The organism is Actinocatenispora thailandica, assembly GCF_016865425.1.
Classification (GTDB): Bacteria; Actinomycetota; Actinomycetes; order Mycobacteriales; family Micromonosporaceae; genus Actinocatenispora; species Actinocatenispora thailandica.
On the sequence record NZ_AP023355.1, the window covers coordinates 647,775 to 671,398 of the forward strand.

At 71.4% G+C, this 23,624-nt stretch carries 19 protein-coding genes and 2 pseudogenes; 7 read left to right on the forward strand and 14 right to left on the reverse strand.

The window, feature by feature from the left end; translation table 11 throughout:
* Positions 1 to 12 precede the first annotated feature (12 nt).
* A complete protein-coding gene (locus tag Athai_RS03010) occupies positions 13 to 1,452 on the reverse strand; it encodes a CoA transferase (RefSeq protein WP_203960047.1) in 1,440 nt (479 codons plus the stop codon).
* Between the two features lie 174 nt (positions 1,453 to 1,626).
* On the opposite strand from Athai_RS03010, the gene Athai_RS03015 reads away from it, so the two are divergent.
* Complete coding sequence (locus tag Athai_RS03015) at positions 1,627 to 2,109, forward strand: VOC family protein (RefSeq protein WP_239156683.1); 483 nt, start codon at positions 1,627 to 1,629, stop codon at positions 2,107 to 2,109.
* A 38-nt stretch (positions 2,110 to 2,147) separates the two neighbouring features.
* On the opposite strand, the gene Athai_RS03020 is transcribed toward Athai_RS03015, so the two are convergent.
* Positions 2,148 to 2,540 carry a 4a-hydroxytetrahydrobiopterin dehydratase gene (locus Athai_RS03020; RefSeq protein ID WP_203960048.1) on the reverse strand — a complete coding sequence of 131 codons (393 nt, stop codon included), beginning with the start codon at positions 2,538 to 2,540 and terminating at the stop codon, positions 2,148 to 2,150.
* A gap of 241 nt (positions 2,541 to 2,781) precedes the next feature.
* Between Athai_RS03020 and Athai_RS03025 the strand changes: the two genes are divergently transcribed.
* Positions 2,782 to 3,159 carry a (deoxy)nucleoside triphosphate pyrophosphohydrolase gene (locus tag Athai_RS03025; RefSeq protein WP_239157346.1) on the forward strand — a complete coding sequence of 126 codons (378 nt, stop codon included), beginning with the start codon at positions 2,782 to 2,784 and terminating at the stop codon, positions 3,157 to 3,159.
* Positions 3,156 to 3,674 (forward strand): DUF1990 family protein, encoded by a 519-nt coding sequence (locus Athai_RS03030; RefSeq protein ID WP_203960050.1) that lies wholly within the window; start codon positions 3,156 to 3,158, stop codon positions 3,672 to 3,674. The genes Athai_RS03025 and Athai_RS03030 overlap by 4 nt, the downstream gene beginning before the upstream one ends.
* 86 nt (positions 3,675 to 3,760) lie before the next feature.
* On the opposite strand, the gene Athai_RS03035 is transcribed toward Athai_RS03030, so the two are convergent.
* The 5 genes and pseudogenes from Athai_RS03035 to Athai_RS03055 all read right to left on the reverse strand — a co-directional run bounded on the left by Athai_RS03035 (position 3,761) and on the right by Athai_RS03055 (position 9,172).
* Positions 3,761 to 4,711 (reverse strand): cysteine peptidase family C39 domain-containing protein, encoded by a 951-nt coding sequence (locus Athai_RS03035; RefSeq protein WP_203960051.1) that lies wholly within the window; start codon positions 4,709 to 4,711, stop codon positions 3,761 to 3,763.
* A gap of 150 nt (positions 4,712 to 4,861) precedes the next feature.
* Positions 4,862 to 5,620 (reverse strand): annotated as a pseudogene (locus Athai_RS03040) (succinate dehydrogenase/fumarate reductase iron-sulfur subunit); the annotation flags it as partial.
* Entirely contained in the window at positions 5,620 to 7,662 is a 2,043-nt protein-coding gene (locus Athai_RS03045; protein ID WP_203960053.1) for a fumarate reductase/succinate dehydrogenase flavoprotein subunit, read from the reverse strand. The gene Athai_RS03045 and the pseudogene Athai_RS03040, both read right to left, overlap by 1 nt.
* An 83-nt stretch (positions 7,663 to 7,745) precedes the next feature.
* A pseudogene (locus Athai_RS03050) lies at positions 7,746 to 8,566 on the reverse strand (hypothetical protein).
* Between the two features lie 291 nt (positions 8,567 to 8,857).
* Entirely contained in the window at positions 8,858 to 9,172 is a 315-nt protein-coding gene (locus Athai_RS03055; RefSeq protein WP_239156684.1) for a 4a-hydroxytetrahydrobiopterin dehydratase, read from the reverse strand.
* A gap of 324 nt (positions 9,173 to 9,496) precedes the next feature.
* Here Athai_RS03055 and Athai_RS03060 point away from each other — a divergent pair, with 324 nt between their 5' ends.
* The 4 genes from Athai_RS03060 to Athai_RS03075 all read left to right on the forward strand — a co-directional run bounded on the left by Athai_RS03060 (position 9,497) and on the right by Athai_RS03075 (position 15,698).
* Positions 9,497 to 10,543, forward strand: a complete 1,047-nt coding sequence (locus Athai_RS03060) for an ABC transporter permease (protein ID WP_203960054.1) — start codon at positions 9,497 to 9,499, stop codon at positions 10,541 to 10,543.
* 91 nt (positions 10,544 to 10,634) lie between these two features.
* Entirely contained in the window at positions 10,635 to 11,624 is a 990-nt protein-coding gene (locus Athai_RS03065) for an ABC transporter permease (RefSeq protein ID WP_203960055.1), read from the forward strand.
* Between the two features lie 262 nt (positions 11,625 to 11,886).
* On the forward strand, positions 11,887 to 13,620 hold the full coding sequence (locus tag Athai_RS03070) for an ABC transporter substrate-binding protein (protein WP_203960056.1): 1,734 nt from the start codon (positions 11,887 to 11,889) through the stop codon (positions 13,618 to 13,620).
* A 329-nt stretch (positions 13,621 to 13,949) separates the two neighbouring features.
* The gene (locus Athai_RS03075; RefSeq protein ID WP_203960057.1) at positions 13,950 to 15,698 is read left to right on the forward strand and encodes an ABC transporter substrate-binding protein; all 1,749 of its coding nucleotides are present in this window, start codon (positions 13,950 to 13,952) and stop codon (positions 15,696 to 15,698) included.
* 226 nt (positions 15,699 to 15,924) lie between these two features.
* Here the strand turns inward: Athai_RS03075 and Athai_RS03080 are convergent, their stop codons facing one another.
* The 7 genes from Athai_RS03080 to Athai_RS03110 all read right to left on the reverse strand — a co-directional run bounded on the left by Athai_RS03080 (position 15,925) and on the right by Athai_RS03110 (position 23,619).
* Positions 15,925 to 16,311, reverse strand: a complete 387-nt coding sequence (locus Athai_RS03080; protein WP_239156685.1) for a roadblock/LC7 domain-containing protein — start codon at positions 16,309 to 16,311, stop codon at positions 15,925 to 15,927.
* Positions 16,308 to 18,170: an IS110 family transposase gene (locus tag Athai_RS03085; RefSeq protein ID WP_203960058.1), complete on the reverse strand. Its 1,863-nt coding sequence runs from the start codon at positions 18,168 to 18,170 to the stop codon at positions 16,308 to 16,310. The genes Athai_RS03080 and Athai_RS03085 overlap by 4 nt, the downstream gene beginning before the upstream one ends.
* Before the next feature lie 90 nt (positions 18,171 to 18,260).
* Entirely contained in the window at positions 18,261 to 19,400 is a 1,140-nt protein-coding gene (locus tag Athai_RS03090; protein ID WP_203960059.1) for a DNA primase, read from the reverse strand.
* 78 nt (positions 19,401 to 19,478) lie between these two features.
* Positions 19,479 to 20,252, reverse strand: coding sequence for a GNAT family N-acetyltransferase (locus Athai_RS03095; protein ID WP_203960060.1), 774 nt, complete (start codon positions 20,250 to 20,252; stop codon positions 19,479 to 19,481).
* A 45-nt stretch (positions 20,253 to 20,297) separates the two neighbouring features.
* The gene (locus Athai_RS03100) at positions 20,298 to 21,122 is read right to left on the reverse strand and encodes a DUF4261 domain-containing protein (RefSeq protein ID WP_203960061.1); all 825 of its coding nucleotides are present in this window, start codon (positions 21,120 to 21,122) and stop codon (positions 20,298 to 20,300) included.
* Between the two features lie 186 nt (positions 21,123 to 21,308).
* Positions 21,309 to 22,196: an aldehyde dehydrogenase family protein gene (locus Athai_RS03105; protein ID WP_203960062.1), complete on the reverse strand. Its 888-nt coding sequence runs from the start codon at positions 22,194 to 22,196 to the stop codon at positions 21,309 to 21,311.
* On the reverse strand, positions 22,186 to 23,619 hold the full coding sequence (locus Athai_RS03110; RefSeq protein ID WP_203960063.1) for an aldehyde dehydrogenase family protein: 1,434 nt from the start codon (positions 23,617 to 23,619) through the stop codon (positions 22,186 to 22,188). Before Athai_RS03110 ends, Athai_RS03105 begins: the two co-directional genes overlap by 11 nt.
* Positions 23,620 to 23,624: the final 5 nt, after the last annotated feature.

Below are 23,624 nucleotides of genomic sequence, written 5' to 3' on the forward strand. Positions count from 1 at the left end.
GGCGCGGCGGGATCAGGCCCAGGCGGCGGGGTCGGCCCCCAGCGGGTGTGCGGGATGCGTCCAGGTGGCCGGGCTGCCGGCGAACCGCACCGGGGACAGCGCGTACCGCAGCCGGGCCGCCGGGGTGTCGACCTCGGCGAGCCACGGCGCCGGATCGGGAACGGCACCCGGTGTGGTGTCGGCGGCCACGCCGGGGCGGCCGGCGCCGCCGTGGTCGAGCAGCCAGCCGGCGGTCTGGGCCAGCGACAGCTCGGCGTGCCAGCTGCCGCCGTCCAGGTGCCGGGCCGCCACCGCGCGCAGCACCGCCGCGGCGAGCAGGTAGCCGGTCCCGTGGTCGAGTGCCTGCGCCGGCAGCGCGCCGGGCCGCTCGCCGTCCGGGCCCGCCTCGGCGGCGGCGATGCCGGTGGCGACCTGGACGAGGCTGTCGAACCCGCGCCGCCGCGCCCACGGTCCGGTGCTGCTCCAGGCGCTGAGCGTCGCGACCACCAGCCCCGGGTACCGTTCGGCGAGGTCACCGGGCGTCAGCCCGAACCGCGCCAGTGCCCCCGGGCGGTACCCGGTGACGAGCACGTCGGCGCCGGCCAGCAGGGCGTCGAAGGTGGCCCGGTCCGCCGGGGCGGCGAGGTCGAGCAGGGTGGACCGCTTGCCGAACCCGGTGTCGAGCTGCTGGGCCGGGAGCTCCGGCAGCCGCGGGCTGTCCACCCGCAGCACGTCGGCGCCGAGCAGCGCGAGGGTACGGGTGCCGACGGGGCCGGCGATGACCCGGGTCAGGTCGAGGACCCGCAGCCCGGCGGCGGGCCGCAGCGGGTCGCCCGGTGGGGCCGGCAGGGGTCGCGGTGCCGCGTCACCGAGCCGGCGCAGCGCGAGCAGCGGCAGTTCGGCGACCGCGGCGCCCTGCGCGTGCGCCGCCCACCCGGCCGGGGTACGGGCGGCGACGGCGAGCCCGTCGGCGGCGGTGACCGCGGCTGCGACCTCGTCCGCGTTCCGGCCGGCGAGCGTGGCCCGCAGCAGGGTGGCGGCGGCCTCGTCGTCGGTGTCCTGCGCGATGCCGAGGGCGGCGAGCAGCCGCCTGCGGTGGTGCGGGTAGTTGGCGTGGGTGCGCACCCAGCCGTCCCGGGTGCGCCAGAACCCGGACAGCGGTGCGAAGCTCGACCCGGGCGACTCCCCGTTCACCCGCAGGTGCCGCTCGCTGGTGAACGCGGTGGCGACCGCCGCCCGGTCCACCGTGACGGCCGGCGGCACCCCGCCGGTACGGACCGCGACCAGCTCTGCGGCGGCGGTGGCCGCGGCGGCGACGGTACCGGTGGCCAGCGCGGTCACCGGCAGCCGTGCCGGCAACGCCTGCGCCGGCCCGGTCCAGGTCACCGGCGCCGGCCGGGTGGGGGCGCCGCCGGTTGCGGTGCGGAAGTCGGCCAGCAGCGTTTCGGCAAGCTCGGGTTCGTCGTCGACCACGTGTCGACCCTATGGGGGTGTCGTCGTGGTCAGCCACCCGGCGGTACCGGTCCGCGGGAGGCGCGCCGGCGGGTGCCGTGGGCGCGGATCGGGACCGATCAGTTGCCGGTGCGCGGATCGTCGGTACCGGTGGGCGCCCGCAGCGGCGGGGCCACGACCAGAAGGGTGAAGATCATGGCTATTCGTCCGATCCAGCCGTGCCTGTGGTTCGACGGGCAGGCCGAGCAGGCCGCCCAGCTGTACACGTCGGTGTTTCCGGACTCCCGGATCCTGAGCGTCACCCGCAACCCGGAGGCGGCGCCGGGTGAGACCGGCTCGGTCCTGACGGTGGAGTTCGAGCTGAACGGCCAGCGCTTCGTGGGGCTGAACGGCGGCCCGCAGTTCCCGTTCACCGAGGCGGTGTCGTTCCAGGTGCTGTGCGAGACGCAGGAGGAGATCGACCGGTACTGGTCGGCGCTGACCGACGGCGGCAAGGAGGGGCCGTGCGGCTGGGCGTACGACCGGTTCGGGCTGGCGTGGCAGATCGTGCCGCAGCTGCTGCCGACCCTGCTGGCGCACACCGACCAGACCGTGGTGAACCGGGTGACCGCCGCGTTCATGGGGATGACGAAGCTGGACATCGCCGCGCTGGAACGCGCCGCGGTGAACGAGGTGTGACGCCGCGGCCCCGCCGGGGGTGGGGCCGCGATCGTCGGTCAGCCGGGGTCGGCGACGGAGCCGCCGGCGTGCCGGCGCCAGCGCTGCCAGATCCGGGGCACCCGCAGCTGCGCGAGCCGCTCCGGGCCGGACGTCAGCGTCGGCCCGGCAATGCTGCGGTACGCGGCCTCGATGCGGGCCGCGAGCGCGATCTGTGCGGTGGTCAGCAGGTCGCCGTCGACCGGATCGAGGTCGATCTCGGTGTGGTCGCCGGTGCGGTGCAGGTCGGGGCGCAGCCGCATGGCGTCGGCCACGACCTTGATGCGTTCGGTCAGTTCCGCGTGTTCGGAATCCGTGATCTCCAGGGTGCGGTGGATGCCGCGTCGGTCTCCCTGCCATCCGTCCAGTTGTGCGAGCGCTTCGCGCACGATCTCGTCGTTGAGTGTGGACATACGGCCCCTTCGAGGCGCTTCGTCGCCGGCTTGTGACCAGCCGATCGTTCGCCTGCACCGGTTGGTGGCTCGAGTCTGCCGTTATCTCCCCGTGATGTCCACGCCCACTTTTCGGTCAGAACGCTCGAATGAGTGCAGAATTCCTCGTGGCGGTCCAGGAATTCTGGCAGTCTTGTGGAACGTGACGAGCACACCCCAGCCGGATCCGGCCGCCTTACCCTCCGCCCTCGACGGCGCACAGATCGTCGTCGGTGCCGCGATCATCCGGCACGGTCGGGTGCTGGCCGCGCAGCGCGCCACACCGCCCGCCGCCGCCGGCCGGTGGGAGTTCCCGGGCGGCAAGGTCGACCCGGGCGAGACCGAGACCGCCGCGCTGGTGCGGGAGTGCATCGAGGAACTCGGCGTCCGGATCGGCGTCGGCGGGCGAGTCGGCGCCGACGTGCCGATGGTCAACGGCGCGGTGCTCCGGCTCTACCTGGCCGACCTGCTCGCCGGCGAGCCGCGCGCGCTGGAACACCTCGAAGTGCGCTGGCTCTCGGCCGACGAACTCGACTCGGTGCCGTGGCTGCCGGCCGACGCGCCGCTGGCCGCGGCCCTGGTGCCGCACCTGACCGGATGAAACCCCACCCGGAGCCGCTGACCTACCCGGAGGTCGGCGCCACCGCGGGCGGTGCGCTGCCGACCGGGTACCGGCACGTGCGGCTTACCGAGCGGCTCGGTGCCGGGCCGGAGGTGTACCACCGGGTCGCGGCCGGGCTGGCGGCCTGGCGGATCCACCGGGATGCCGGGCTGACCGTCCGCACCGAGGCGGCCCGGCCGGCGCTCGGCGTCCAGTTCGTCACCGGCATCCGGCTCGGTCCGCTCCGGCTCACCGCGCCCTGCCGGATCGTCTGGTCGGTCGACGAACCCGACCGGTACGGCTACGGCTTCGGCACCCTGGCCGGCCACCCCGAGCGCGGTGAGGAGTCGTTCCTGGTCGAGTGGACCGGCACCGACGACGTGGTGTTCCGGCTCGCCGCGTTCAGCCGACCCGCCACCTGGTACGCGAGGCTCGGCGCCGCGCCCGCCCGCTGGCTGCAGGACCGGGTCACCGACCGGTACGTCGCCGCCGCCCGCGGCCTCGCCGCCGGCTGACCGGCCCACCACCCCGCAGGGACGGGCGCGGCGCTGCGCTTGCCTGCCCGGGCCGCGGGCCCGGCGGTGCGAGGCGGCGGCCCGGCTCAGCGGGGGAGCGCGGCGGCGAGGCGGTGGTAGCTCGGGGCGAGGCGACGCAACAGCGCGGCAACCGCCGCGTCGTCCCGGCGCACCATCGGGTGCTGCAGCGCGCCGACCAGCCGGGCCTGCCCGGTGGCGATCTCCGCGGCGGCGTCGAGGCCCAGCGCGCGCAGGCAGCGGGCCGCGTCGGCGAGCCGGCGGGCGCCGACCCGGATCGCAAAGTACGCCAGGTGGTCGCGTACCGCGTCGGACAGGCCGGCGTCGGCCCGCTCCGCGAGCGTCGCCAGGCCGGCCGCGTTGGCCAGCGTGCCCGGCGGCACGGGGCGGTCGTCGCGGCCGCGCAACCAGGCCGCCGCGGCCGGCAGCGTGCTGCGCACCGCATCGTCCACAGTGGACGGTCGTACCGCGGCGAACGCGGACCGCAGCACGTACGACGCCGCCAGGTACGGCACCCGCTCGCCGCGCCAGGCGGTGAGGAACGCGGCGCGGTCCAGCGTCGCGTACGGGTGGCCGTGCGGGTCGTGCAGCAGCACCTGCTCGTCGTCCGCCTCGAGCACCACGACGTAGTGGTCGATGCCCTCGTCGGTCGGCGTGCCGGGCTGGAAGAGCAGCCGACCCATGTCGAGTGCGCCGGCGATCGCCGGCCCCTGCGTCAGCGCCGCCCGCAGCCGCCGCCACGCCTCGTCCGGGTCGGCGGTACCGGGATCGCCGCCGTTGCTGTACTCGCAGCGCCAGCCGAGGGCGGCGGTCGCCGCGTCGAGGCCCGTCTCGGGATCCCAGCCGTACGGGTCGAACAGCGGCATCGTGCCGCCGAGCAGCTCGAACCCGAACGGGGACCCGGTCAGTACCTCGATGGTGCCGGCCGGTGGTGCCGCGTCGCCGAGCACCATGGCGAGCGAGTTGGCGTAGCAGTACGGGCCGGAGCCGCCGTAGTTGGTCTTGCCGGAGTTCGTCATGCCCGAGCACACCAGCTGACACGGTGTCAGAGTCAAGCCGAGTCCCGCCGTGGCAACGACATCCGGCCGGCGTCCCCGAGGTGGGTACGCCGGCCGGAGTCGGTGCGGGCGACGTCAGCCGCGACGGCCCTTGGCGGGGTCCGGATCGGCGGACATGCCCGGGCGGCGGAAGATCTTGCGGCCGAGCCAGAAGATCGGGTCGTACCGGCGGTCGACGACGCGCTCCTTCATCGGGATGATCGCGTTGTCGGTGATCTTGATGCCCTCCGGGCAGACCTCGGTGCAGCACTTGGTGATGTTGCAGTACCCGATGCCCTGGTCGTCGCGGGCGATGTCCTTGCGGTCGTCCCGCGCGTCCAGCGGGTGCATGTCCAGCTCGGCCGCCCGGATGAACATCCGGGGGCCGGAGAACGCGGTCTTGTTCTCCTCGTGGTCGCGGACCACGTGGCAGGTGTTCTGACACAGGAAGCACTCGATGCACTTGCGGAACTCCTGCGAGCGCTCCACGTCGACCTGCTGCATCCGGTACTCGCCCGGTGCGACGCCCTCCGGCGGGTCGAACGCCGGCATCTGCTGCGCCTTGCGGTAGTTGAACGACACGTCGGTGACCAGGTCGCGGATCACCGGGAAGGTGCGCAGCGGGGTGACGGTGACCGTCTCGTCGTCGGCGAACGTGTTCATCCGCGTCATGCACATCAGCTTCGGCATGCCGTTGATCTCGGCCGAGCAGGAGCCGCACTTGCCGGCCTTGCAGTTCCACCGGACCGCGAGATCCGGCGCCTGGGTGGCCTGCAGCCGGTGGATGATGTCGAGGACGACCTCGCCCTCGTTCACCTCGACGTCGAAGTCGACCAGGTCGCCGTTCTCGTCGTCGCCCCGCCAGACCCGGAAGTGGCGCTGGGTGCCCATTACTTCTCGCCTCCGTCTGTCGCCGCGCCGTCGTCCGTTGCTGCCGTGCTTGTCCCGGTGGGTTCGGCCCCGCCGGCCTCCCCGGCGCCGGTGGCCGTCCGGCCGTCGGCGGTGCCGGCCTGGGCGGCCCCGGCATCCGAACCGCCCGGTGCGGACGCTGCCTGGTCGAACGCGGCAAGCTCCGCCTCGGTGAGGTACTTCGCCAGCTCGCTGCGTTCGAACAGTTCCTGCAACCGCCGGGGCATCTCCGGCAGCGGCTGGTGGGCCACGGTGACCTCGTCCGCGTCGTTCGCGGTGCAGACCAGGTTGACCTGCCGCCAGTCCGCGGACATGCCCGGGTAGTCGTCCCGGGTGTGGCCGCCGCGGCTCTCCTGCCGCTCCAGCGCGGCCCGCGCCACGCACTCGCCGACCATCAGCATGTTGCGCAGGTCGAGGCACAGGTGCCAGCCCGGGTTGTACCGCCGGCCGGGCGGCGCGGCGACCGTGTCGATGCGCTTGCGCAGCTCGGCGATGCGCTCGACGGCCTGCTCCAGCTCCGGCTGCCGGCGGATGATGCCGACCAGGTCGTTGAGCGTCTGCTGCAGCTCGGCGTGCACCTCGTACGGGCTGGGGCCGCCGGCGCGCTCGAACGGGGCGAGCGCGGTCTGCACCGCGGCGGTGACGTCGTCGTCGGCCACCACCGGCCGGGCCGGCAGCCCGGCCACGTAGGACGCGGCGCCGTCGCCGGCCCGCTTGCCGAACACCAGCAGGTCGGACAGCGAGTTGCCGCCCAGCCGGTTCGAGCCGTGCATGCCGCCGGAGACCTCACCGGCCGCGAACAGCCCCGGTACGGTCGCCGCGCCGGTGTCCGGGTCGACCTCGACGCCGCCCATCACGTAGTGGCAGGTCGGCCCGACCTCCATCGGCTCCTTCGTGATGTCGACGTCGGCCAGCTCCTTGAACTGGTGGTACATCGAGGGCAGCCGCTTGTGGATGAACTCCGCCGACCGGCGCGACGCGATGTCCAGGAACACCCCGCCGCGCGGCGAGCCGCGGCCCGCCTTCACCTCGGCGTTGATCGCGCGGGCGACCTCGTCACGGGGCAGCAGCTCGGGCGGGCGCCGGTTGTTGTCCGGGTCGGTGTACCACCGGTCGCCCTCCTCCTCGGTCTCCGCGTACTGCTTGCGGAACACGTCCGGCACGTAGTCGAACATGAAGCGCTTGCCGTCGGCGTTGCGCAGCACGCCGCCGTCGCCGCGGACCGACTCGGTGACGAGGATGCCCTTCACCGACGGCGGCCACACCATGCCGGTCGGGTGGAACTGCACGAACTCCATGTTCAGCAGCTTCGCGCCGGAACGCAGCGCGAGCGCGTGCCCGTCCCCGGTGTACTCCCAGGAGTTGCTGGTGACCTTGAACGACTTGCCGATGCCGCCGGTGGCGAGCACCACCGCCGGCGCCTCGAACAGCAGGAAGTCGCCCGACTCGCGGTAGTAGCCGAAGCAGCCCGAGACCGCGCCGCCGGTACTGAGGATCTCGGTGATGGTGGTCTCGGCGAACACCCGGATGTTCGCCTCGTAGTCGCCGGTGGCCGCGTAGTCCTCCTGCTGCAGCGACACGATCTTCTGCTGCAGGGTACGGATCAGCTCCAGGCCGGTGCGGTCCCCGACGTGCGCGAGCCGCGGGTACTCGTGGCCGCCGAAGTTGCGCTGCGAGATCTTGCCTTCGGGGGTGCGGTCGAACAGCGCGCCGTAGGTTTCCAGCTCCCAGATGCGCTCGGGTGCCTCCTTGGCGTGCAGCTCGGCCATCCGCCAGTGGTTCATGAACTTGCCGCCGCGCATGGTGTCGCGGAAGTGCACCTGCCAGTTGTCGTTCGGGTTGACGTTGCCCATCGCGGCGGCGGCGCCGCCCTCGGCCATCACGGTGTGCGCCTTGCCGAACAGCGACTTGCAGATGATCGCGGTCCGCTTGCCGGCGAGCCGCGCCTCGATCGCGGCGCGCAGCCCCGCCCCACCGGCCCCGATGACGACGACGTCGTAGGAGTGGCGTTCGATGTCGGTCATGATGTGTCTCAGCCGCCTTGAATGATTAGAGGTCGTGCGAAGTGCGTCGGCCGCAGCCTGTCGGTGTCATCCGAAGTGACCTCTCAGTGGACGAAGCGCAGGTCGGTCAGCGTGCCGGAGGCGACCAGCCCGATGTAGGCGTCGGTCAGCATCAGCGTTCCCAGCGTGATCCAGGCCCACATCATGTGCCGCGCGTTCAGCACCGAGACCCACATCCACAGCTTGTGCCGGACCGGGTGCCGGGAGAAGTGGTTGAGCCGGCCGGCGGTGATGTTCCGGCAGGAGTGGCAGGACAGCGTGTAGATCCACAGGCAGACCACGTTGCCGACCAGGATGATGTTGCCCAGCCCGAACCCGAACCCGCCGCCCTTGCCGTGGAAGGCGAGCACCGCGTCGTAGGTGTTGATCAGCGAGATCAGGATCGCGATGTAGAAGAAGTAGCGGTGGAAGTTCTGCACGATCAGCGGGAACCGGGTCTCACCGGAGTACTTCTTGTGCGGCTCGGACACCGCGCACGCCGGCGGCGACTGCCAGAACGACCGGTAGTACGCCTTGCGGTAGTAGTAGCAGGTGAGCCGGAAGCACAGCAGGAACGCCAGGGTGATGATCGCGAACGGGATCACCGGGGGAACTCCGGCAGCGGGCGGCCGAAGTGCGCCGCCTCCGGAATGCAGGACTTGCTCAGGCACGGTGACGCGAACGGCGTCAGGTAGTGGTAGGCGGCTACCCAGTAGTCCTTCTGGGTCGCGGCGCGGATCACCGCGTAGGTCACCCAGACCACCAACCCGATCACGGTGATCAGCGGTTGGAACCACCACCGGTCGGTCCGCAGCGTGCGGGCCGCGATGTTCGCGCGCCGGCCCGGCCCGGACGGTCGAGTCGGCGGGGTTGCGGTCGTCGTCATTGACTCGCTCTCCTGCTCAGCGATGTTGGGCCGCCGACGGCGGCCGACTTACGCATCCGACAAATGCCCGTCAATGCGTGCATACGCGGCCATACGTTACGCCGCGCGATCATCGGTGTGTGCGCAGGAGTGTCCCGCGTTGACAACTGAATCGGAAGACCCGAGGTAACGATCATCGGACCGGGACGGCCTCGGCGGTTCAGTTGATCTTGGGAGGTATCGACGATCGGCAACGCACAGTGAGCGCGGCCGGCAACCCGGTCGAGGCCCCGGCGGCGCCGCTGGGTACCGTCAACCCGGCGTGTCGAGCAGGTGGTCGATGGTCGCGGCGAGTCGCAGGTCGGCTTCGGTCACTCCGCCCGATGAGTGCGTGACCAGGGTGAACGTGATGGTCGTCCAGCGGATGTCGATGTCCGGATGATGTCCGGCGGCCTCCGCCGCCGCGGCCACCGAGTCGACGGCGCGGATGCCGGAGAGGAAATCCGGCGCGGTGTAGCTACGCGTAATCTCTGTGGTGTCGCCGTGCCAGGCCGGTAGGGCCAGGAGCCCATCGGCGACCTGCTGAGCGGATAGTAGGGTCCCCATGTGCGCAACGGTGCGACTCACGGCGGTCGGAGGCAAGCGGATCGCCGATACCAGAGTCTGGGATTTGGCTGGACAGCCGATCCCGGTGTCGCACCAACGGCTCGTCCCGGCCGCGCGGATCAGGCGAAACTTCGCGTCTGTCCTGCGTCACAGTCCCCCGCGGTTACGCGTTCCGGTCACTTGTTACCAACCTGATGCCGCCGGGAATTCAAAACGGGCGCCAACCATAGATAGTTTCGCGTCGAAGTCGGGGCGCAGCAGCATGCTCGGACGGGATCCCCAGCCGCCGGAAGGAAGGCGGTTCGGCGAGTCTGGATCCGGTCCAGCCCGGAGGGAGCAGATTCGATGACGCAGACCCCGTTGGGTCCTCACGACCAGGCGGAGCCGCCAGGCGGCGGCATCGCGGTCGGTGAGGTGCCCGCCGTCGAGGACGGCGACAGCACCGCGGGTACGGCGGGCGCCGCCATCGTCGGCCGGTCTCCGGGCCAACTCGCCTGGATCCGGCTCAAGCGCGACCGCGTGGCACTCGTCAGTGGCATCGTGCTCGTGATCATGTTCGTGTTGGCCATCGCCGCGCCACTGATTTCCAAGCTCTACGGGGCGAACGCCACCGACCAGCACTCCGACCTGCTGGACACGTCGGGCTACCCGCTGGGCTACCTGGGTGGCATCAGCGGCTCGCACTGGCTCGGCCTGGAGCCGCAGCTCGGCCGCGACGTGCTGATGCAGCTGATCTACGGGATGCGCACCTCGCTGGTGATCGCCTTCCTGGCCGCGATCATCACGATCTCGATCGGCATCATCATCGGCATCGTGGCCGGCTACGCCGGCGGCATCATCGACTCGATCATCAACTGGTTCATCGACCTGGTGCTCGCCTTCCCGTTCTTCATCTTCTGCCTGGCGGCGATCCCGGTCATCACGAACAAGGTGTACGGCGAGCGGGGCGACGTCTCGGCGCTGTTCCGGGTCGGGCTGATCATCGGGGTGTTCGCCTGCTTCAGCTGGACCTACCCGGCCCGGCTGGTCCGCGGTCAGGTGCTGTCGCTGCGCGAGCGCGAGTTCGTCGAGGCGGCCCGGGCGGCCGGCGCCGGCATGGGCCACATCCTGTTCCGCCAGCTGCTGCCGAACATCTGGGCGCCGATCCTGGTGGTCTTCTCGCTCAACGTGCCGCAGTTCATCACCGGTGAGGCGGCGTTGTCGTTCCTGAACATCGGCGTGGTCGAACCAACACCAGACCTAGGCCGCATGATCAACAACGGGACGACGTTCCTGCAGACCGACCCGTTCTACACGATGGTCTCCGGCGCCACGATCCTCATCCTGGTACTGGCGTTCAACCTGTTCGGCGACTCCGTGCGAGACGCCCTCGACCCGAAGTCGTCTCGATGAGCGCGCCGGCAGGCCTGCTCGCCGCGGTGGTGGCGAGCACCGAGGTCCCGGCGCCGGACGGCGCGAAGAACCCTGATCGGCAAGGTGTGTGATGGCTCGGTATTTGATCAGGCGGGTCCTGCTCGCCGTGCTGACGATGTTCGCCGTCAGCATCGTGACGTTCCTGCTGTTCTTTGCGGTGCCGACGTCCCCGGCGTACGTCATGTGTGGCAAGCAGTGCGATGCGCACGCGATCGCGCAGACCGAGCACCGGTTGGGGCTCGATCAGCCGACCTACGTGCAGTACGGCCAGTTCATGAAGGGGATGGTCGCCGGCCGGACGTACGGCACGGGCGATCTCGCGGTGAAGTGTCCGGCGCCGTGCCTGGGTTTCTCGTTCCGTACCAACGAGCCGGTCACCGACATCATCAAGCGCACCCTGCCGGTGACGGTGTCGATCGTGGTCGGTGCGACCGTGCTGCAGCTGGTGCTCGGCGTGGGGTTGGGGATGATCTCGGCGTTGCGCCGGGGCACCGCGTTCGACAAGGCGGCGGTGGGCGTGAGCCTCGTCGGTGCGTCGATGCAGATCTACTTCTTCGGCCCCATCCTGTTGCTCCTGTTCGTGTACACGATGCACCTGTTACCCAACCCTGGGTACACTTCGCCGTTCGAGGATCCCGGCCAGTGGTTCATGCAGATGCTGCTGCCGTGGGTGACGTTGGGCTTCCTGAACTCGGCGATCTTCGCCCGGCTGTCCCGGGCGCAGATGCTGGAGACGCTCTCGGAGGACTTCGTCCGCACGGCCCGGGCGAAGGGCCTGACCAAGTGGCGGGTGTACGGTCGGCACGCGTTGCGGGCGGCGATCACCCCGATCGTCACCACGGCCGGGCTCTACTTCGGTGCCTCGTTGGGCGGGGCGGTGATCACCGAGACGGTGTTCGGTGTCAACGGCCTGGGCCGCACCGCGGTGCAGGCGGTGAACGACCTGAACCTCCCGGTCGTGATGGCCACGGTGTTGTTGGCGGCCTTCTTCATCATCCTGCTCAACATCGTGGTCGACATGCTGTATTCGGTGATCGACCCGCGGGTCCGGTTGATCTGACGTGGTCGCCCGGTGTGGGCGGGGTCCGACCCCGTGACCCGTTCCGGGCACCCGCTAGGCCGCGCTGAGACCGTGTCGTTGCGTGCTCGTGACCGGCCGGCCTGGCAATGTGACTAAGTTCCCTGTGAAACAGCCTTGTCGGCGGTTCTTCTCCCGTGCCTTCGGGAGTGCGCCGGGGAGGCACAGCGCCGCCGGTGCGAGCGTGCTTCAGCCGAGCGGCCAACGAGGTTGCGGAGGTTATGTGATGCGACCAAGGATGGCTGTGGCTGCCGTGGGCGCCATGGTCGTGGTCGCTGCTCTTGGCGCCTGCTCGAAGAACACGGGCGGTAGCGGCAACGGCGGCAACGAAAACAACGTCACGAAGAACACTGGCGGTATTTCGACCAACCCGAAGGACTCGCAGGGCCCCGCGCCGGCCGTCGCCGGCGCGAAGAAGGGCGGCGACCTGCAGATCCTGCAGACCAACGACTTCGAGCACCTGGATGGCCAGCGCACCTACGTGGTGCAGGCCATGTCGGCCGAGCAGCTGTTCTCCCGCACCCTGACGATGTTCAAGCAGGGCAAGAACGGCAAGCTGACGCTGGTCGGCGACCTGGCCACCGGGCCGGGCAAGGACCTCGACGGCAACAAGTGCATGAACTGGGAGTACACCCTCAAGGACGGCCTCAAGTACGAGGACGGCTCCGCGATCACCGCCAAGGACGTGGCGTACGGGATCTCCCGGTCGTTCTCGTCGCAGATCGCCGAGGGCCCGCACTACCTGGCGCAGTGGCTGTCGGGCGAGTCGGTGTACAACAAGACCTACAAGGGCCCCTACAACGGCGGTGCCGACATTGCCCCGGGCCTGGAGGTCAAGGGCGACAAGACGCTGCTGTTCCACTTCAAGGCGCCGCACTGCGACCTGCCGTTCGCGCTGCAGCTGCCGACCTCGGTGCCGGTGCCGAAGGCGCAGGACAAGGGCGCGAAGTACGACCTGCACCCGTTCTCCTCCGGTCCGTACAAGATCAAGACGTACAACCGGGGCAGCAAGCTGGTCCTGGAGCGCAACAAGTACTGGGACCCGAAGACCGACCCGATCCGGCACGCCTACCCGAACACGATCACCTACACGTTCGGTCCGACGGACACCACCGAGACCAACCGGATGATCGCGGACGCCGGCCCGGACCAGTACGCGGTGGCGCAGGAGAACGTGCCGCAGGCACTGGTGCCCAAGGTGACCGGTAACGCGAGCCTGAAGGACCGGACCATCAGCGGCCAGGGCCCGTTCGTCTACTACATGGCGATCAACACCCAGACCGTGAAGGACCTGAAGGTCCGCCAGGCGATGGCGTACGCCCTGGACCGCAAGTCGATCATCCAGACGGTCGGCGGCTCCGCGCTGGCCACGCCGGCGACGACGTTGATGTCGCCGACGGTGATCGGCTGGAAGAACTACAACACGTTCAACGGCGGCGAGAGCGGCAACCCGACGAAGGCCAAGGAACTGCTGGCCGGGAAGAAGCCGAAGCTGATCTTCGGCTACCGCAACAACCCGTGGGGCCAGCGGATCGCGCCGGCGGTGCAGCAGTCGTTCCAGAAGGCGGGCTTCCAGGTCGTGCTGAAGCCGGTCGACCCGGAGAACTACTTCACCGAGCTGGGCCGCAAGGACAACCCGTTCGACTTCTACATCACCGACTGGGCGGCCGACTGGCCGACCGGTGCGGCGGTGATGCCGGTGCTGACCGACGGTCGCACCATCCAGCCGAACGGCAACAACGACGTGTCGTACTACAACAACGACGCGTACAACCAGAAGCTGGACGCCGCGAGCAAGCTGCCGTCGGACAAGTCCGCGGCGGAGTGGGCGAAGCTGGACCAGGAGTGGTCCCAGTTCGCCGCGACCGTTCCGGTGTACTTCAACAAGAGCCTGTCGCTGACCGGCTCGAAGGTCGGCGGTGTCGAGCTGTCGACCGACCTGGGTACCAACGTCTACACGAGCGTCTACCTCAAGTAGTCGTACCCCGCTTCCGGCGGCGGCCGGTGTCCCTCGCGGACACCGGCCGCCGCTTTTTCGTGCCGGCGCGGTGGCCGGCACCGGCCGGCACGTGCCGGTGTTTTTCAGCTTCACTTAAGATGATGAAAGTTTCCTTCTATCAAGTTGAGACGCGCTCGTTGTTCCGCCGTGACGTTCATCGCCGGATTCGCCGCTAATTTCACTGGTCATGGCCGGCGGCGTGGCCTGCGCCATAAAGCCCGGTACACCCCCGTACCGGGCCGGCTCCCGGGGCGTGGCGCTCGCGCCCGCACCGGCTCGTACGAACGATCGGCGAGCGGGAGGAACGGATGCGACAACGGATGGCGGTGGCCGTGCTCGGCGCGGTCGCGCTGACGGCGAGCGTCGCGGCGTGCAGCAAGAACACCGGCACGGACGCCTCGACCCAGAGCAAGCACAAGCCGCAGAGCAGCACCATCGCGATGGACCCGAAGGACTCGCTGGGCCCGGCGAAGCCGGTACCCGGTGCGGTGCGCGGCGGCACCTTCCACTACCTGGAGGAGTCCGACTTCGAGCACCTCGACCCGCAGCGCAACTACGTGGTCGACGCGATGTCGATGGACCAGCTCTACATTCGCACCCTGACGATGTTCTCCGAGACCGGGGACGGCAAGCTGACGCTGGTCGGCGACCTCGCCACCACCCCGGGCAAGGACGTCAAGGGCGACTGCACCCAGTGGCGCTACACCCTCAAGGACGGCCTCAAGTACGAGGACGGCAGCCCGATCACCGCCGCCGACGTGGCGTACGGGGTGGCGCGCTCGTTCTCCCCGACGCTCGGCGAGGGCCCCACCTACATCCAGCGCTGGCTGGCGAACAGCGACGACTACAACGCCACGTACAAGGGGCCGTACGACGGGGGCGCGAAGACACCACCCGGCGTGACCGTCGACGGCGCCAAGACCATCACGTTCACCTTCGCCAAGCCGCAGTGCGACCTGCCGTTCGCCGCGTCGCTGGGTACCACCGCGCCGGTGCCGCCGAGCAAGGACACCGGGACCAAGTACGACCGGCGGCCGTTCGCGTCCGGGCCGTACAAGATCGACAAGTACCTGCGCGGCACCTCGCTGACGCTGGTGCGCAACAAGTACTGGGATCCGAAGACCGACGCGGTCCGGCACGACTACTTCGACAAGCTGGTCGCCGAGTTCGGCCCGGACAACGTGCAGCAGACCAACCGGGTGATAGCGAGCAACGGCGACGACGCCTACGCGACGCAGTACGAGAACGTGCCGGCGTCGCTGCTGCCGAAGGTGACCGGCGACGCGTCGATCAAGAAGCGGATGGTGCAGGGACTGTCGCCGTTCGTCAGCTACCTCGCGATCAACACCCAGCGGGTCACCGACCTGAACACCCGCAAGGCGCTCAACTACGCCCTGGATCGCGGCGCGTACCTGCAGGCCCGCGGCGGCAACCTGACCGGCCAGCCGGCCACCTCGCTGGAGTCGCCGCTGACCATCGGCTACCAGAAGTACGACGCCTATCCGGGCGGCGTGCACGGCGACCCGGCGAAGGCGAAGCAACTGCTCGGCGGCAAGAAGCCGAAGCTGGTGTACGCCTACTCCAACATCTCCGCCAACCAGGCCACCGCCGTGGTCATCAAGAACTCGCTGGAGCGCGCCGGTTTCCAGATCGTGCTGAAGCCGGTCGACAGCTCCAACTACTACGACAACATCGGCACCAAGACCAACCCGTACGACCTGTACATCAACACCTGGGCGGCGGACTGGCCGAGCGGTTCGTCGATCATCGCGCCGCTGTTCAACGGCAACACGATCCGGGCCAAGGGCAACAAGGACTACTCGTACCTGAACGAGCCGGATGTCAACGCGCAGATCGAGAAGCTCGTCGCGCAGCACGCCGAGGAAGCGGCGCCGGCCTGGGCCAAGCTGGACGAGACGATCATGACGAAGTACGCCCCGGTGGTGCCCATCATCAACACGTCGAACGTGACGCTGTCCGGCACCAAGTGCAAGAACGTCGTGCTCAGCCAGGTGCTCGGCACGCCCATCTTCTACAACGTCTACCTGACCACCTGACCCGGCGAGGTGGCCGCCTCCGCCCGTACCGCCGAGCCCCGCAGCGGCGGAGGTGGCCGCCGGCCGGGTGCGGCCGGGCGCGGCCGGGCTCGGCGCCGCGAGGCTCGGGGCACCGGGATGCGCCGGGGAACGCCCCGGCCTCGGGGAGCGCTGCGGCGTCGGGCAGCGCAGCGTGCAGCTCCGGCGTCGGGCAGCGGGCTCGGGGTGTCGGGCGGCGCGGGGCGCCTCAGGAGCTCAGCAGCGGGCCGACGTGGTCGATGAACTCCGCGACCTCGAAGCCGAGCTGCTCCCGGTCGCAGTCGGACACGGCGAGGACGGTCAGGCTGAGCTCGGTGCTGACCGGGGTCGCCATCAGCACGCCCGCGGCCATCTCGACGATCGCCTGCTGGGGCGCCCCGGCGTCCATGCAGCGGCCGGCTCCGTCCGCGATGGACAGCAGGCCGGCGCCCACGCTCGCCAGCTGCTCGGCGCGCTGCTCGGGCAGCCCGTTCGAGACGGCGATGGGCACCCCCTCGACCGACGCGAGGACGGCGTGGCTCGCGCCGGGGACCCGGTTGACCAGCGCAACGAGTACCGGCCCCAGGCTGCTGGCGGACAGTTCCAGCTCCGTCACGAGCGCGCCGAGGAGAACGAACCGGACGACACGGCCTGCTCCGGCTGCTCGTGGCCGGCGCTGCGCCGACCTCGCTGCCAGCCACGGAAGTAGCCGGCGGTCTGCGCCGCGAGCTGCGAGGCGTCCCGTGCGATGGGCGCCGGCGCCGCCTCGTCCAGCGGCGAGCCGGGCACCAGGTTCGCCTGCGGCACCCGGCGCGGCAGGCCGCTCTCGGTGTTCTGGCCGACCGCCGGGCGGCTCGCCGCCTCCGCGGCCCGCCAGCCCTCGTCGGACAGGTTCTCCCAGGCCATCTCGGCCTGCTCGCCGGCGAACCAGGCCGACCGGGCCGCCGCGAAGATCAGCAGCTCGGAGTCCTCGTCGCCTTCCTCGACCGGCGGTGGGCCGGCGGACACGTTGCGCGCGTTCGGCTCGGCGCCGCGTGACCGGCGCCGGCTGCGGGAGGTCGTCTCGGCGCGCCGGGACCGGCCGTGGCTCCGGTCGGACAGCGCGGTCACCGAGGCGCCCTCGGCCGGGCCCAGCGGGTCGGCGTCGGCCAGCGGGTCGGCGGCCGGGGCCAGGTCGTCCTCGGCCGGGGCGCCGCCCTGCTGCACCGGGTGCAGCGTCGGCGGCGTCGGCTCGGCCTCGTCCAGGATCACGGTCGGCTGGAAGTCGGTGGAGAAGTCCAGCCGCGGCGGCTCGGGCTCACCGGGCAGCGTCGGCCGCTCCGCGGTCTGCTCGTTCGCGGCGCTGGTCGACGTCTGCTCCGGGGCCGGCTCGGTGGGTACCGCGTCGTCGTCCCGCTCGGCGGCCCGCCGCTTGCCGCGCAGTTGCAGGGTGGTGTCCTCGCCGGCCGGCGCCATCACCGGACGGATCGGCCGGGACGGCAGCTTCGGCCCGCGACCACGGGAGGTCAGCGGCGCCGCGCTGACCGGCCGGGCCGGCGCGGGCGGGGTCCAGGACGGCTCCGGGACGCCGGGCCGGAACGGGTCGATCGGGGTGGCCGGCGGGGTGGTCGCCCACTCCGCGGTCAGGTCGGGGTCCGGCTGGGCCGCGGTCCGCACCGGCGGGGTGGAGACCGGCGCGCTCCCCTCCGCGGACAGCCGCTCGGCCACCTCCCGGATCAGCGCGCCGGCGGCGGTGTCGCAGGCCAGGACGGCGGCGACGGCCTGCCGGACGGTCGCACCGACGGCGGCGACCGGCGGCTGCGGTACCGGTGTGTCGGTCACCGCCTGCCGCAGCGCGGCGAGCGCGTCGGTGGCGTCCGGATAGCCGGCGGTGGCGAGCCGGGCGACGACGCTCTCGTCCTGATCCCGGCCCACCTGGGCCGGGTCGGGCAGCGCGTCCAGCAGCGCCAGCGGGGTGTCCGACCCGGGGTCCGGGAAGGCGCGCAGCGCGGCCGGGTAGAGCTCGCGCAGCACCTGGCGCAGCGCGGCGACCGCGGAACTGCGGGCGGCGGTCAGCGCCGCGTGCGCGGACAACGCCGGTCGCAGCGGCGCGAACTCGGCGGCCGGCGGCTGGCCGGCGGCGCTGAGCGCTCCCGCGTACAGTCCGCGCGCCATCGCGACGGCGCGGCGTGCGTCGTCGGCCGCGTCCGGCGGTTCGGCCGCGGCCAGACTCTCCACAGTGGACGTATCGACGTAACAGGCGGTACGACCGGCGGCCACCATGAGTCGCGGCACGATCCGATCCGGGGCGTCGCAGGCGATCGGGACGCAGCGTGGGTCGGCGGTGTCGGCCCGCTCCGCGAGCAGCGCCAACGCCTCCGCGTAGCCTGCCGCGGTGTCCGGGACCTGCTGCAGGGCGGCCACCCGGCCGCCGTCGTCGACCACCGCAGCGGTGAGTCGGTCCCCGGCCGATGCCAGGCCGCAGTACACACGCACGTCAACACCTCCGACGCCGGACGGATGCCTGAGCCGCCGGTCGGCGAGTCGGGCATCCGGTTACCGCCTCCGATGCTCCCTGGTCAGGGGTCAATCGCGCCAGTCCACAGCGGCACTGATCTTTCCGATGATCGTCCGCCACGCGAGTGCTGCCTGTTGTGCCCCGATTTTCCGCATCCGGCGGCGGGCCCGGAACGCGGCGATGCCGCCGTTCATCCGGCCCCGCATCGCGTCGTCCAGATCGTCGAGCGGCGATCCGGGTGCCAGCGAGGTCTGCACCGACTGCAGATCCAGGGCGTACGCAAGGTCACGAGCGAGTTCACCGGCCGAGATGACGAGCTCCGGCTCCCACGTGTCGTGGCCGCCGCGCAGGTTCTTCACCAGCAGATCGAGCTCGTAGCGGTCGTCCGGGTCCGGCGCGACGTGCGAGCTGTCGAGGCGCTCGGCGAGCGTCCCGGCCTGCTCGACGCCGCGCAGCGAGTGCGGCTCGTCCGAGCGGACGAACTCCACCAGCGCCTCGGGCGTGCGGAACAGCAGCAGCCTGCCCCGCTGGGTGAGGAACACCGGTATCTCGTCCGGGCCGGCCGGCTCGCCGGCCTCGTCCTCGTCCTCGTCTTCGTCGGCCTCGGCGTCGAGCTCCGCGTCGTCCGCGTCCTCGTCCCCGTCGGCCTCGTTCTCGTCGTCGGCGTCCTCGTCGCTGGCGTCGTCCTTCGCCGCGGCGTCGGACTTCCTGCCCTTGCCACGCGCGCGCCGGGCGGTCTTGCCGTCGGACTCGGCGTCGTCGGCCTCGCCCGCAGTGGCCTCGTCCTCGATGGCCTCGTCCTCGGCGGCCGGCTCGGCGACCTTCGCCGTCACGCCCTTGCCGGTACCGGACTTCTCCTCGGCAGCGGCGGTGGCCGTCGCGGCGGCGGGCTCCTCGGCCGGCTCCGTCTCCTCGGCCGGCTCCGGGTCGGCGCCCGGTACCGGTGTCACCTCGTCCGGGCTGCGGTAGGCGCGCAGGGTGTAGCCGACCCCGGACGGCAGGGCGATCTCGATCGGGTCGACGGCGAGGTCCGACCAGAACTCGGCCACCGCCTCGGTCCGCTCCGGCTCGTCGACCTGGTGTTCGTCCTCGGTGTCCGGTGTGTCGTCAGCGTCCGACTCGGCGGTCGGTTCGTCCGACTCGGTCGTCGGTTCATCCGACTCGGTGGTCGGCTCGTCCGACTCGTGTTCGGCGCGGTGGCGAGCCACGGCGTCCTCCGTTTCATGCCCGGGAACCGGTCCCGGACTCCAGCGTCTAGGTCATTGTGTCCCGGCGCCGCCGCGCGGTCAGGCCCGGCCCGCGGCCCGGTGGAACTGATGTGCCTCACCCAGCGGCTCGAACCCCAGCCGCCGGTACAGCGGGACCGGCCCGTCGTCGGCCTCGACCCGCAGGAACGTCAGGTCACAGCCGGCCGCGCGAGCCTGCGCCACACCGGCCGACAGCAGCGCCGAACCGTAGCCGCGGCCCCGGTAGCCCGGCAGCGTCAGCAGGTCCTCGACCTGGGCGACCCGCTCGCCGGCCGACAGGTACAGCTCGCACCAGGCGCGCGGCGCGCCGTCGTCGCCGAGTACCGCGAGGCGGCGGGTCAGCTCGGCCGGCCGGCGCAGCCGCTGCTCGGCGAGTTGTCGGTAGGTCCCGTCGGACAGGCCCGACACTTCCTCCCGCCAGGCCCGCTCGGCCGGCCCGAGCAGCACGGCCGGCTGCACCACCGTCACCGGAACGCCCGCCGGCGGCTGCCCACCGTGGTACGCCATCAGCAGCTCGCCGGTCGCCTGGTAGCCGGCGGCCGTCAACCCGGTGACCAGCTCGGCCCCGTCCGGACCGTCGACGCTGATCTGCCGGTACGCCAGGCCGGCCGCGTCGAACATGCCGTCGGCCGCCGCGGCGATCTCACGGGACGTGACCGGCCCGGTACAGATGATCCGGTTCAGGTCGTGGATCTGGCTGAACTCGCCATCGAGCACCCCGAACCCGCCGGGCACGTCGACCACCCGAACCGCCTGCCGGCGGGCGAAGGCGTGCCCGAACGCGACGGCGCGGGCGAACTCGGTGGCGCTCACGGCTGCCGAGCTTAGTCTGCGACGCACCCCGCCGGTCGGCTGCGGTCAGGGCCGGTAGCCGGGGCCCGGGTCGAGGTCGATCACCATCCGGTGCGGCGGCACCATCGACACCTGCCGGTCGGGCACGAACTGCTGGTCGGTGGACAGCCCCGGCACCGGGCTGCCCGGCCGCAGCACGTCCCCGTGCTTGCACAGGTACTCGGCCAGTTCGAACAGCAGGTCGGACAGCCGGTTCGGGTCCAGCCGGCGGGACTGGCACTGCACGTCGGGCAGGCCCAGCGCGTACAGGCCGAGGGTGTCGGTGAGGGTGACCTCGGGATCGGACATCGACCGGAACAGCCGGATGTTCACCACGCCGGTCAGCGGGTGGGTCACCAGCGCGCCGGGTGGCAGCGCCTGCTGGCTCGCCGGCCACCAGGTCGCGAGCGGCCGGGCCAGCGCGATCGCCGCGTCCACCGTGGCCCGCAGCGCCTGGACCCGCTCGGCGCAGTCGCGACCGCGGCCCAACGGCTGGCTGATCGTGATCTGGTACCGGCAGCCCACCAGCGTCGCGCTCGCCTCCGGCCACGCCCAGCACTGGCTCAGGTCGCGCTCGGCCGGCGGCTCGGTGCCGAACGCGACCGTGTGCAGCAGGTGGTCGCGCCGGTGCCGGTCGGCCTCGGTGAACGGGTGGTGCTCGGGCGGCAGGCCCAGGATGTCGGCCGGATCCGGCCGGTACGGCTGGGCCGGATCGGCCCGCTCATGTCGGAGCAGCAGGTTCGTCTGCCCGGCCCACACCAGCATCGTGCCAGGCAGCGCCGATCTGATCCGGACGGTCAGGGCGCGCGGGTCGATGTCGGGCGGGTCGGGGTAGCACAGGTCGACTGCCATGCATGGTGCAGGCTCCGGGGGGTGGGCCACCTGCGCCATATTGGCACGAGATCTTGTGCGTGCGTACCCGTCGGCAAGTGATCGACGTGAATGTTTCTCTGCGGGACGACAGACAACCCCTCGCCGTGGTACGACGAGGGGTTGTCGCGGACCGGTCAGACGCCCCGGGGATGCCAGATGGACCGGTCAGGCGCCCCGGGGATGCCAGACGGTCTTGGTCTCCAGGAACGTGGTGAGCCGCTCGGTGCCGGGCTCGGCCTTCCAGTCGACCGTGGCCAGCGGCGGCCGGAGCACCCGCTTCAGCGTGTCGGCGGCGGTGCGCTCCAGCTCGACCGCGAGGTCGCCGTCGACGACCCCGGTCAGGTCGAGCGCGTTGACGTCGGCATGCCCGGCCAGCCACGGCGCGGTCTCGGCGACCTTCCCGGTCAGCAGGTTGACCACGCCACCGGGCAGGTCGGAGGTGGCCAGCACCTCGGCCAGGGTGATCGCCGGTAACGGCTGGGTCTCGCTCGCCAGCAGCACCACGGTGTTGCCGGTGACGATGGCCGGCGCGAGCACCGAGACCAGGCCGAGCAGCGGCTCGGTCGGGGCGACGATGCCCACCACGCCGGTCGGCTCCGGCGCGGACAGGTTGAAGTACGGGCCGGCGACCGGGTTGGCGTTGCCGCGCACCTGGGCGATCTTGTCCGACCAGCCCGCGTACCACACCCAGCGGTCGATCGCCGCGTCCACCTCGGCGCGGGCGGCGGACCGGGTGCCGCCCCGGGCGGTGCGGATCTCGTCGGCGAACTGGGAGTGCCGGCCCTCCAGCATCTCCGCGATGCGGTAGAGGATCTGCCCCCGGTTGTACGCGGTGGCGCCGGACCAGCCACCGAACGCCTTGCGGGCGGCGACCACGGCGTCGCGCACGTCCTTGCGGGACGCGAGCGCCGCGTTCGCCACGAACTCGCCGTCCGCCCCCTGCACCGGGTACGACCTCCCCGACTCGCTGCGCGGGAACTTCCCGCCCACGAAGAGTTTGTAGGTCTTGCGCACCGCCAGCCGCGCCGGCGCCGCCTTCTGCTCAGTGGGCAAGGTAGGCCTCCAAGCCGTGCCGGCCGCCCTCACGGCCGTAACCGGACTCCCGGTACCCGCCGAACGGGCTGGTCGGGTCGAACTTGTTGAACGTGTTGGCCCAGACGACGCCGGCGCGCAGCTTGTCGGCGAGCCACAGGATGCGGGACCCCTTCTCGGTCCAGATCCCGGCGGACAGGCCGTACGGCGTGTTGTTGGCCTTGGCGACCGCCTCGTCCGGGGTGCGGAACGTCAGCACCGACAGCACCGGGCCGAAGATCTCCTCCCGGGCGATCCGGTGCGCCTGGGTGACCCCGGTGAACACGGTGGGGGAGAACCAGAAGCCGCGGTCCGGCAGCGGGCACGGCGCGCTCCACCGCTGGGCGCCCTCCTGCTCGCCGATCTCCGACAGCGCCCGGATCTTCGCCAGCTGTTCGGCCGAGTTGATCGCGCCGACGTCGGTGTTCTTGTCCAGCGGGTCGCCGACCCGCAGGGTGCTCATCCGCCGCTTCAGCCGGGCCAGCAACTCGTCGGCGACCGACTCCTCCACCAGCAGCCGGGAGCCGGCGCAGCAGACGTGGCCCTGGTTGAAGAAGATGCCGTTGACGATGCCCTCGACCGCCTGGTCCAGCGCCGCGTCGGCGAACACGATGTTCGCCGCCTTGCCGCCGAGTTCCAGGGTGACCCGCTTGCGGGTGCCGGCGACCGAGCGGGCGATCTGCCGCCCGACCTCGGTCGATCCGGTGAACGCGACCTTGTCCACGTCGCCGTGCTCGACCAGCGCGCGGCCGGTGTCGCCGGCGCCGGTGAGGATGTTGACCACGCCGGCCGGCAGGTCGGCCTGCTGGCAGATCTCGGCGAACAGCAGGGCGGTCAGCGGCGTCGTCTCGGCCGGCTTGAGCACGACGGTGTTCCCGGCGGCGAGCGCCGGTGCGATCTTCCAGGCCAGCATCAGCAGCGGGAAGTTCCACGGGATGACCTGGCCGGCCACCCCGAGCGGCTGCGGGTTCGGCCCGAACCCGGCGTAGCCGAGCTTGTCGGCCCAGCCGGCGTAGTAGAAGAAGTGCGCCGCGACCAGCGGGATGTCCACGTCGCGGGACTCCCGGATCGGCTTGCCGTTGTCGATCGACTCCAGCACCGCCAGCTCACGGGCCCGCTCCTGGATGATCCGGGCGATCCGGTAGAGGTACTTGGCGCGCTCGGTGCCGGGCATCGGCCCCCAGACCCGCTGGTACGCCTTGCGGGCGGCGGCCACCGCGCGATCGACGTCGGCCGGGCCGGCGACGGCGACCTCGGCGAGCACCTCCTCGGTCGCCGGGTCGACCGTCTTCATCGACTCGCCGTCGGTCGGTGCGACGAACTCGCCGTCCACGAACAGCCCGTACGCCGGGCGGATGTCCACAATGGACCGTGACTCGGGTGCCGGTGCGTATTCGAAGGCCATCGCGA

Excerpts from the sequence above, each read along its gene's own strand:
- Athai_RS03075 (WP_203960057.1), top strand. The coding sequence starts at position 13,950 with ATGCGACAACGGATGGCGGTGGCCGTGCTCGGCGCGGTCGCGCTGACG.
- Athai_RS03045 (WP_203960053.1), bottom strand. The coding sequence starts at position 7,662 with ATGACCGACATCGAACGCCACTCCTACGACGTCGTCGTCATCGGGGCC.
- Athai_RS03110 (WP_203960063.1), bottom strand. The coding sequence starts at position 23,619 with ATGGCCTTCGAATACGCACCGGCACCCGAGTCACGGTCCATTGTGGAC.
- Athai_RS03100 (WP_203960061.1), bottom strand. The coding sequence starts at position 21,122 with ATGGCAGTCGACCTGTGCTACCCCGACCCGCCCGACATCGACCCGCGC.
- Athai_RS03030 (WP_203960050.1), top strand. The coding sequence starts at position 3,156 with ATGAAACCCCACCCGGAGCCGCTGACCTACCCGGAGGTCGGCGCCACC.
- Athai_RS03020 (WP_203960048.1), bottom strand. The coding sequence starts at position 2,540 with ATGTCCACACTCAACGACGAGATCGTGCGCGAAGCGCTCGCACAACTG.
- Athai_RS03065 (WP_203960055.1), top strand. The coding sequence starts at position 10,635 with ATGGCTCGGTATTTGATCAGGCGGGTCCTGCTCGCCGTGCTGACGATG.
- Athai_RS03035 (WP_203960051.1), bottom strand. The coding sequence starts at position 4,711 with ATGACGAACTCCGGCAAGACCAACTACGGCGGCTCCGGCCCGTACTGC.
- Athai_RS03060 (WP_203960054.1), top strand. The coding sequence starts at position 9,497 with ATGACGCAGACCCCGTTGGGTCCTCACGACCAGGCGGAGCCGCCAGGC.
- Athai_RS03015 (WP_239156683.1), top strand. The coding sequence starts at position 1,627 with ATGGCTATTCGTCCGATCCAGCCGTGCCTGTGGTTCGACGGGCAGGCC.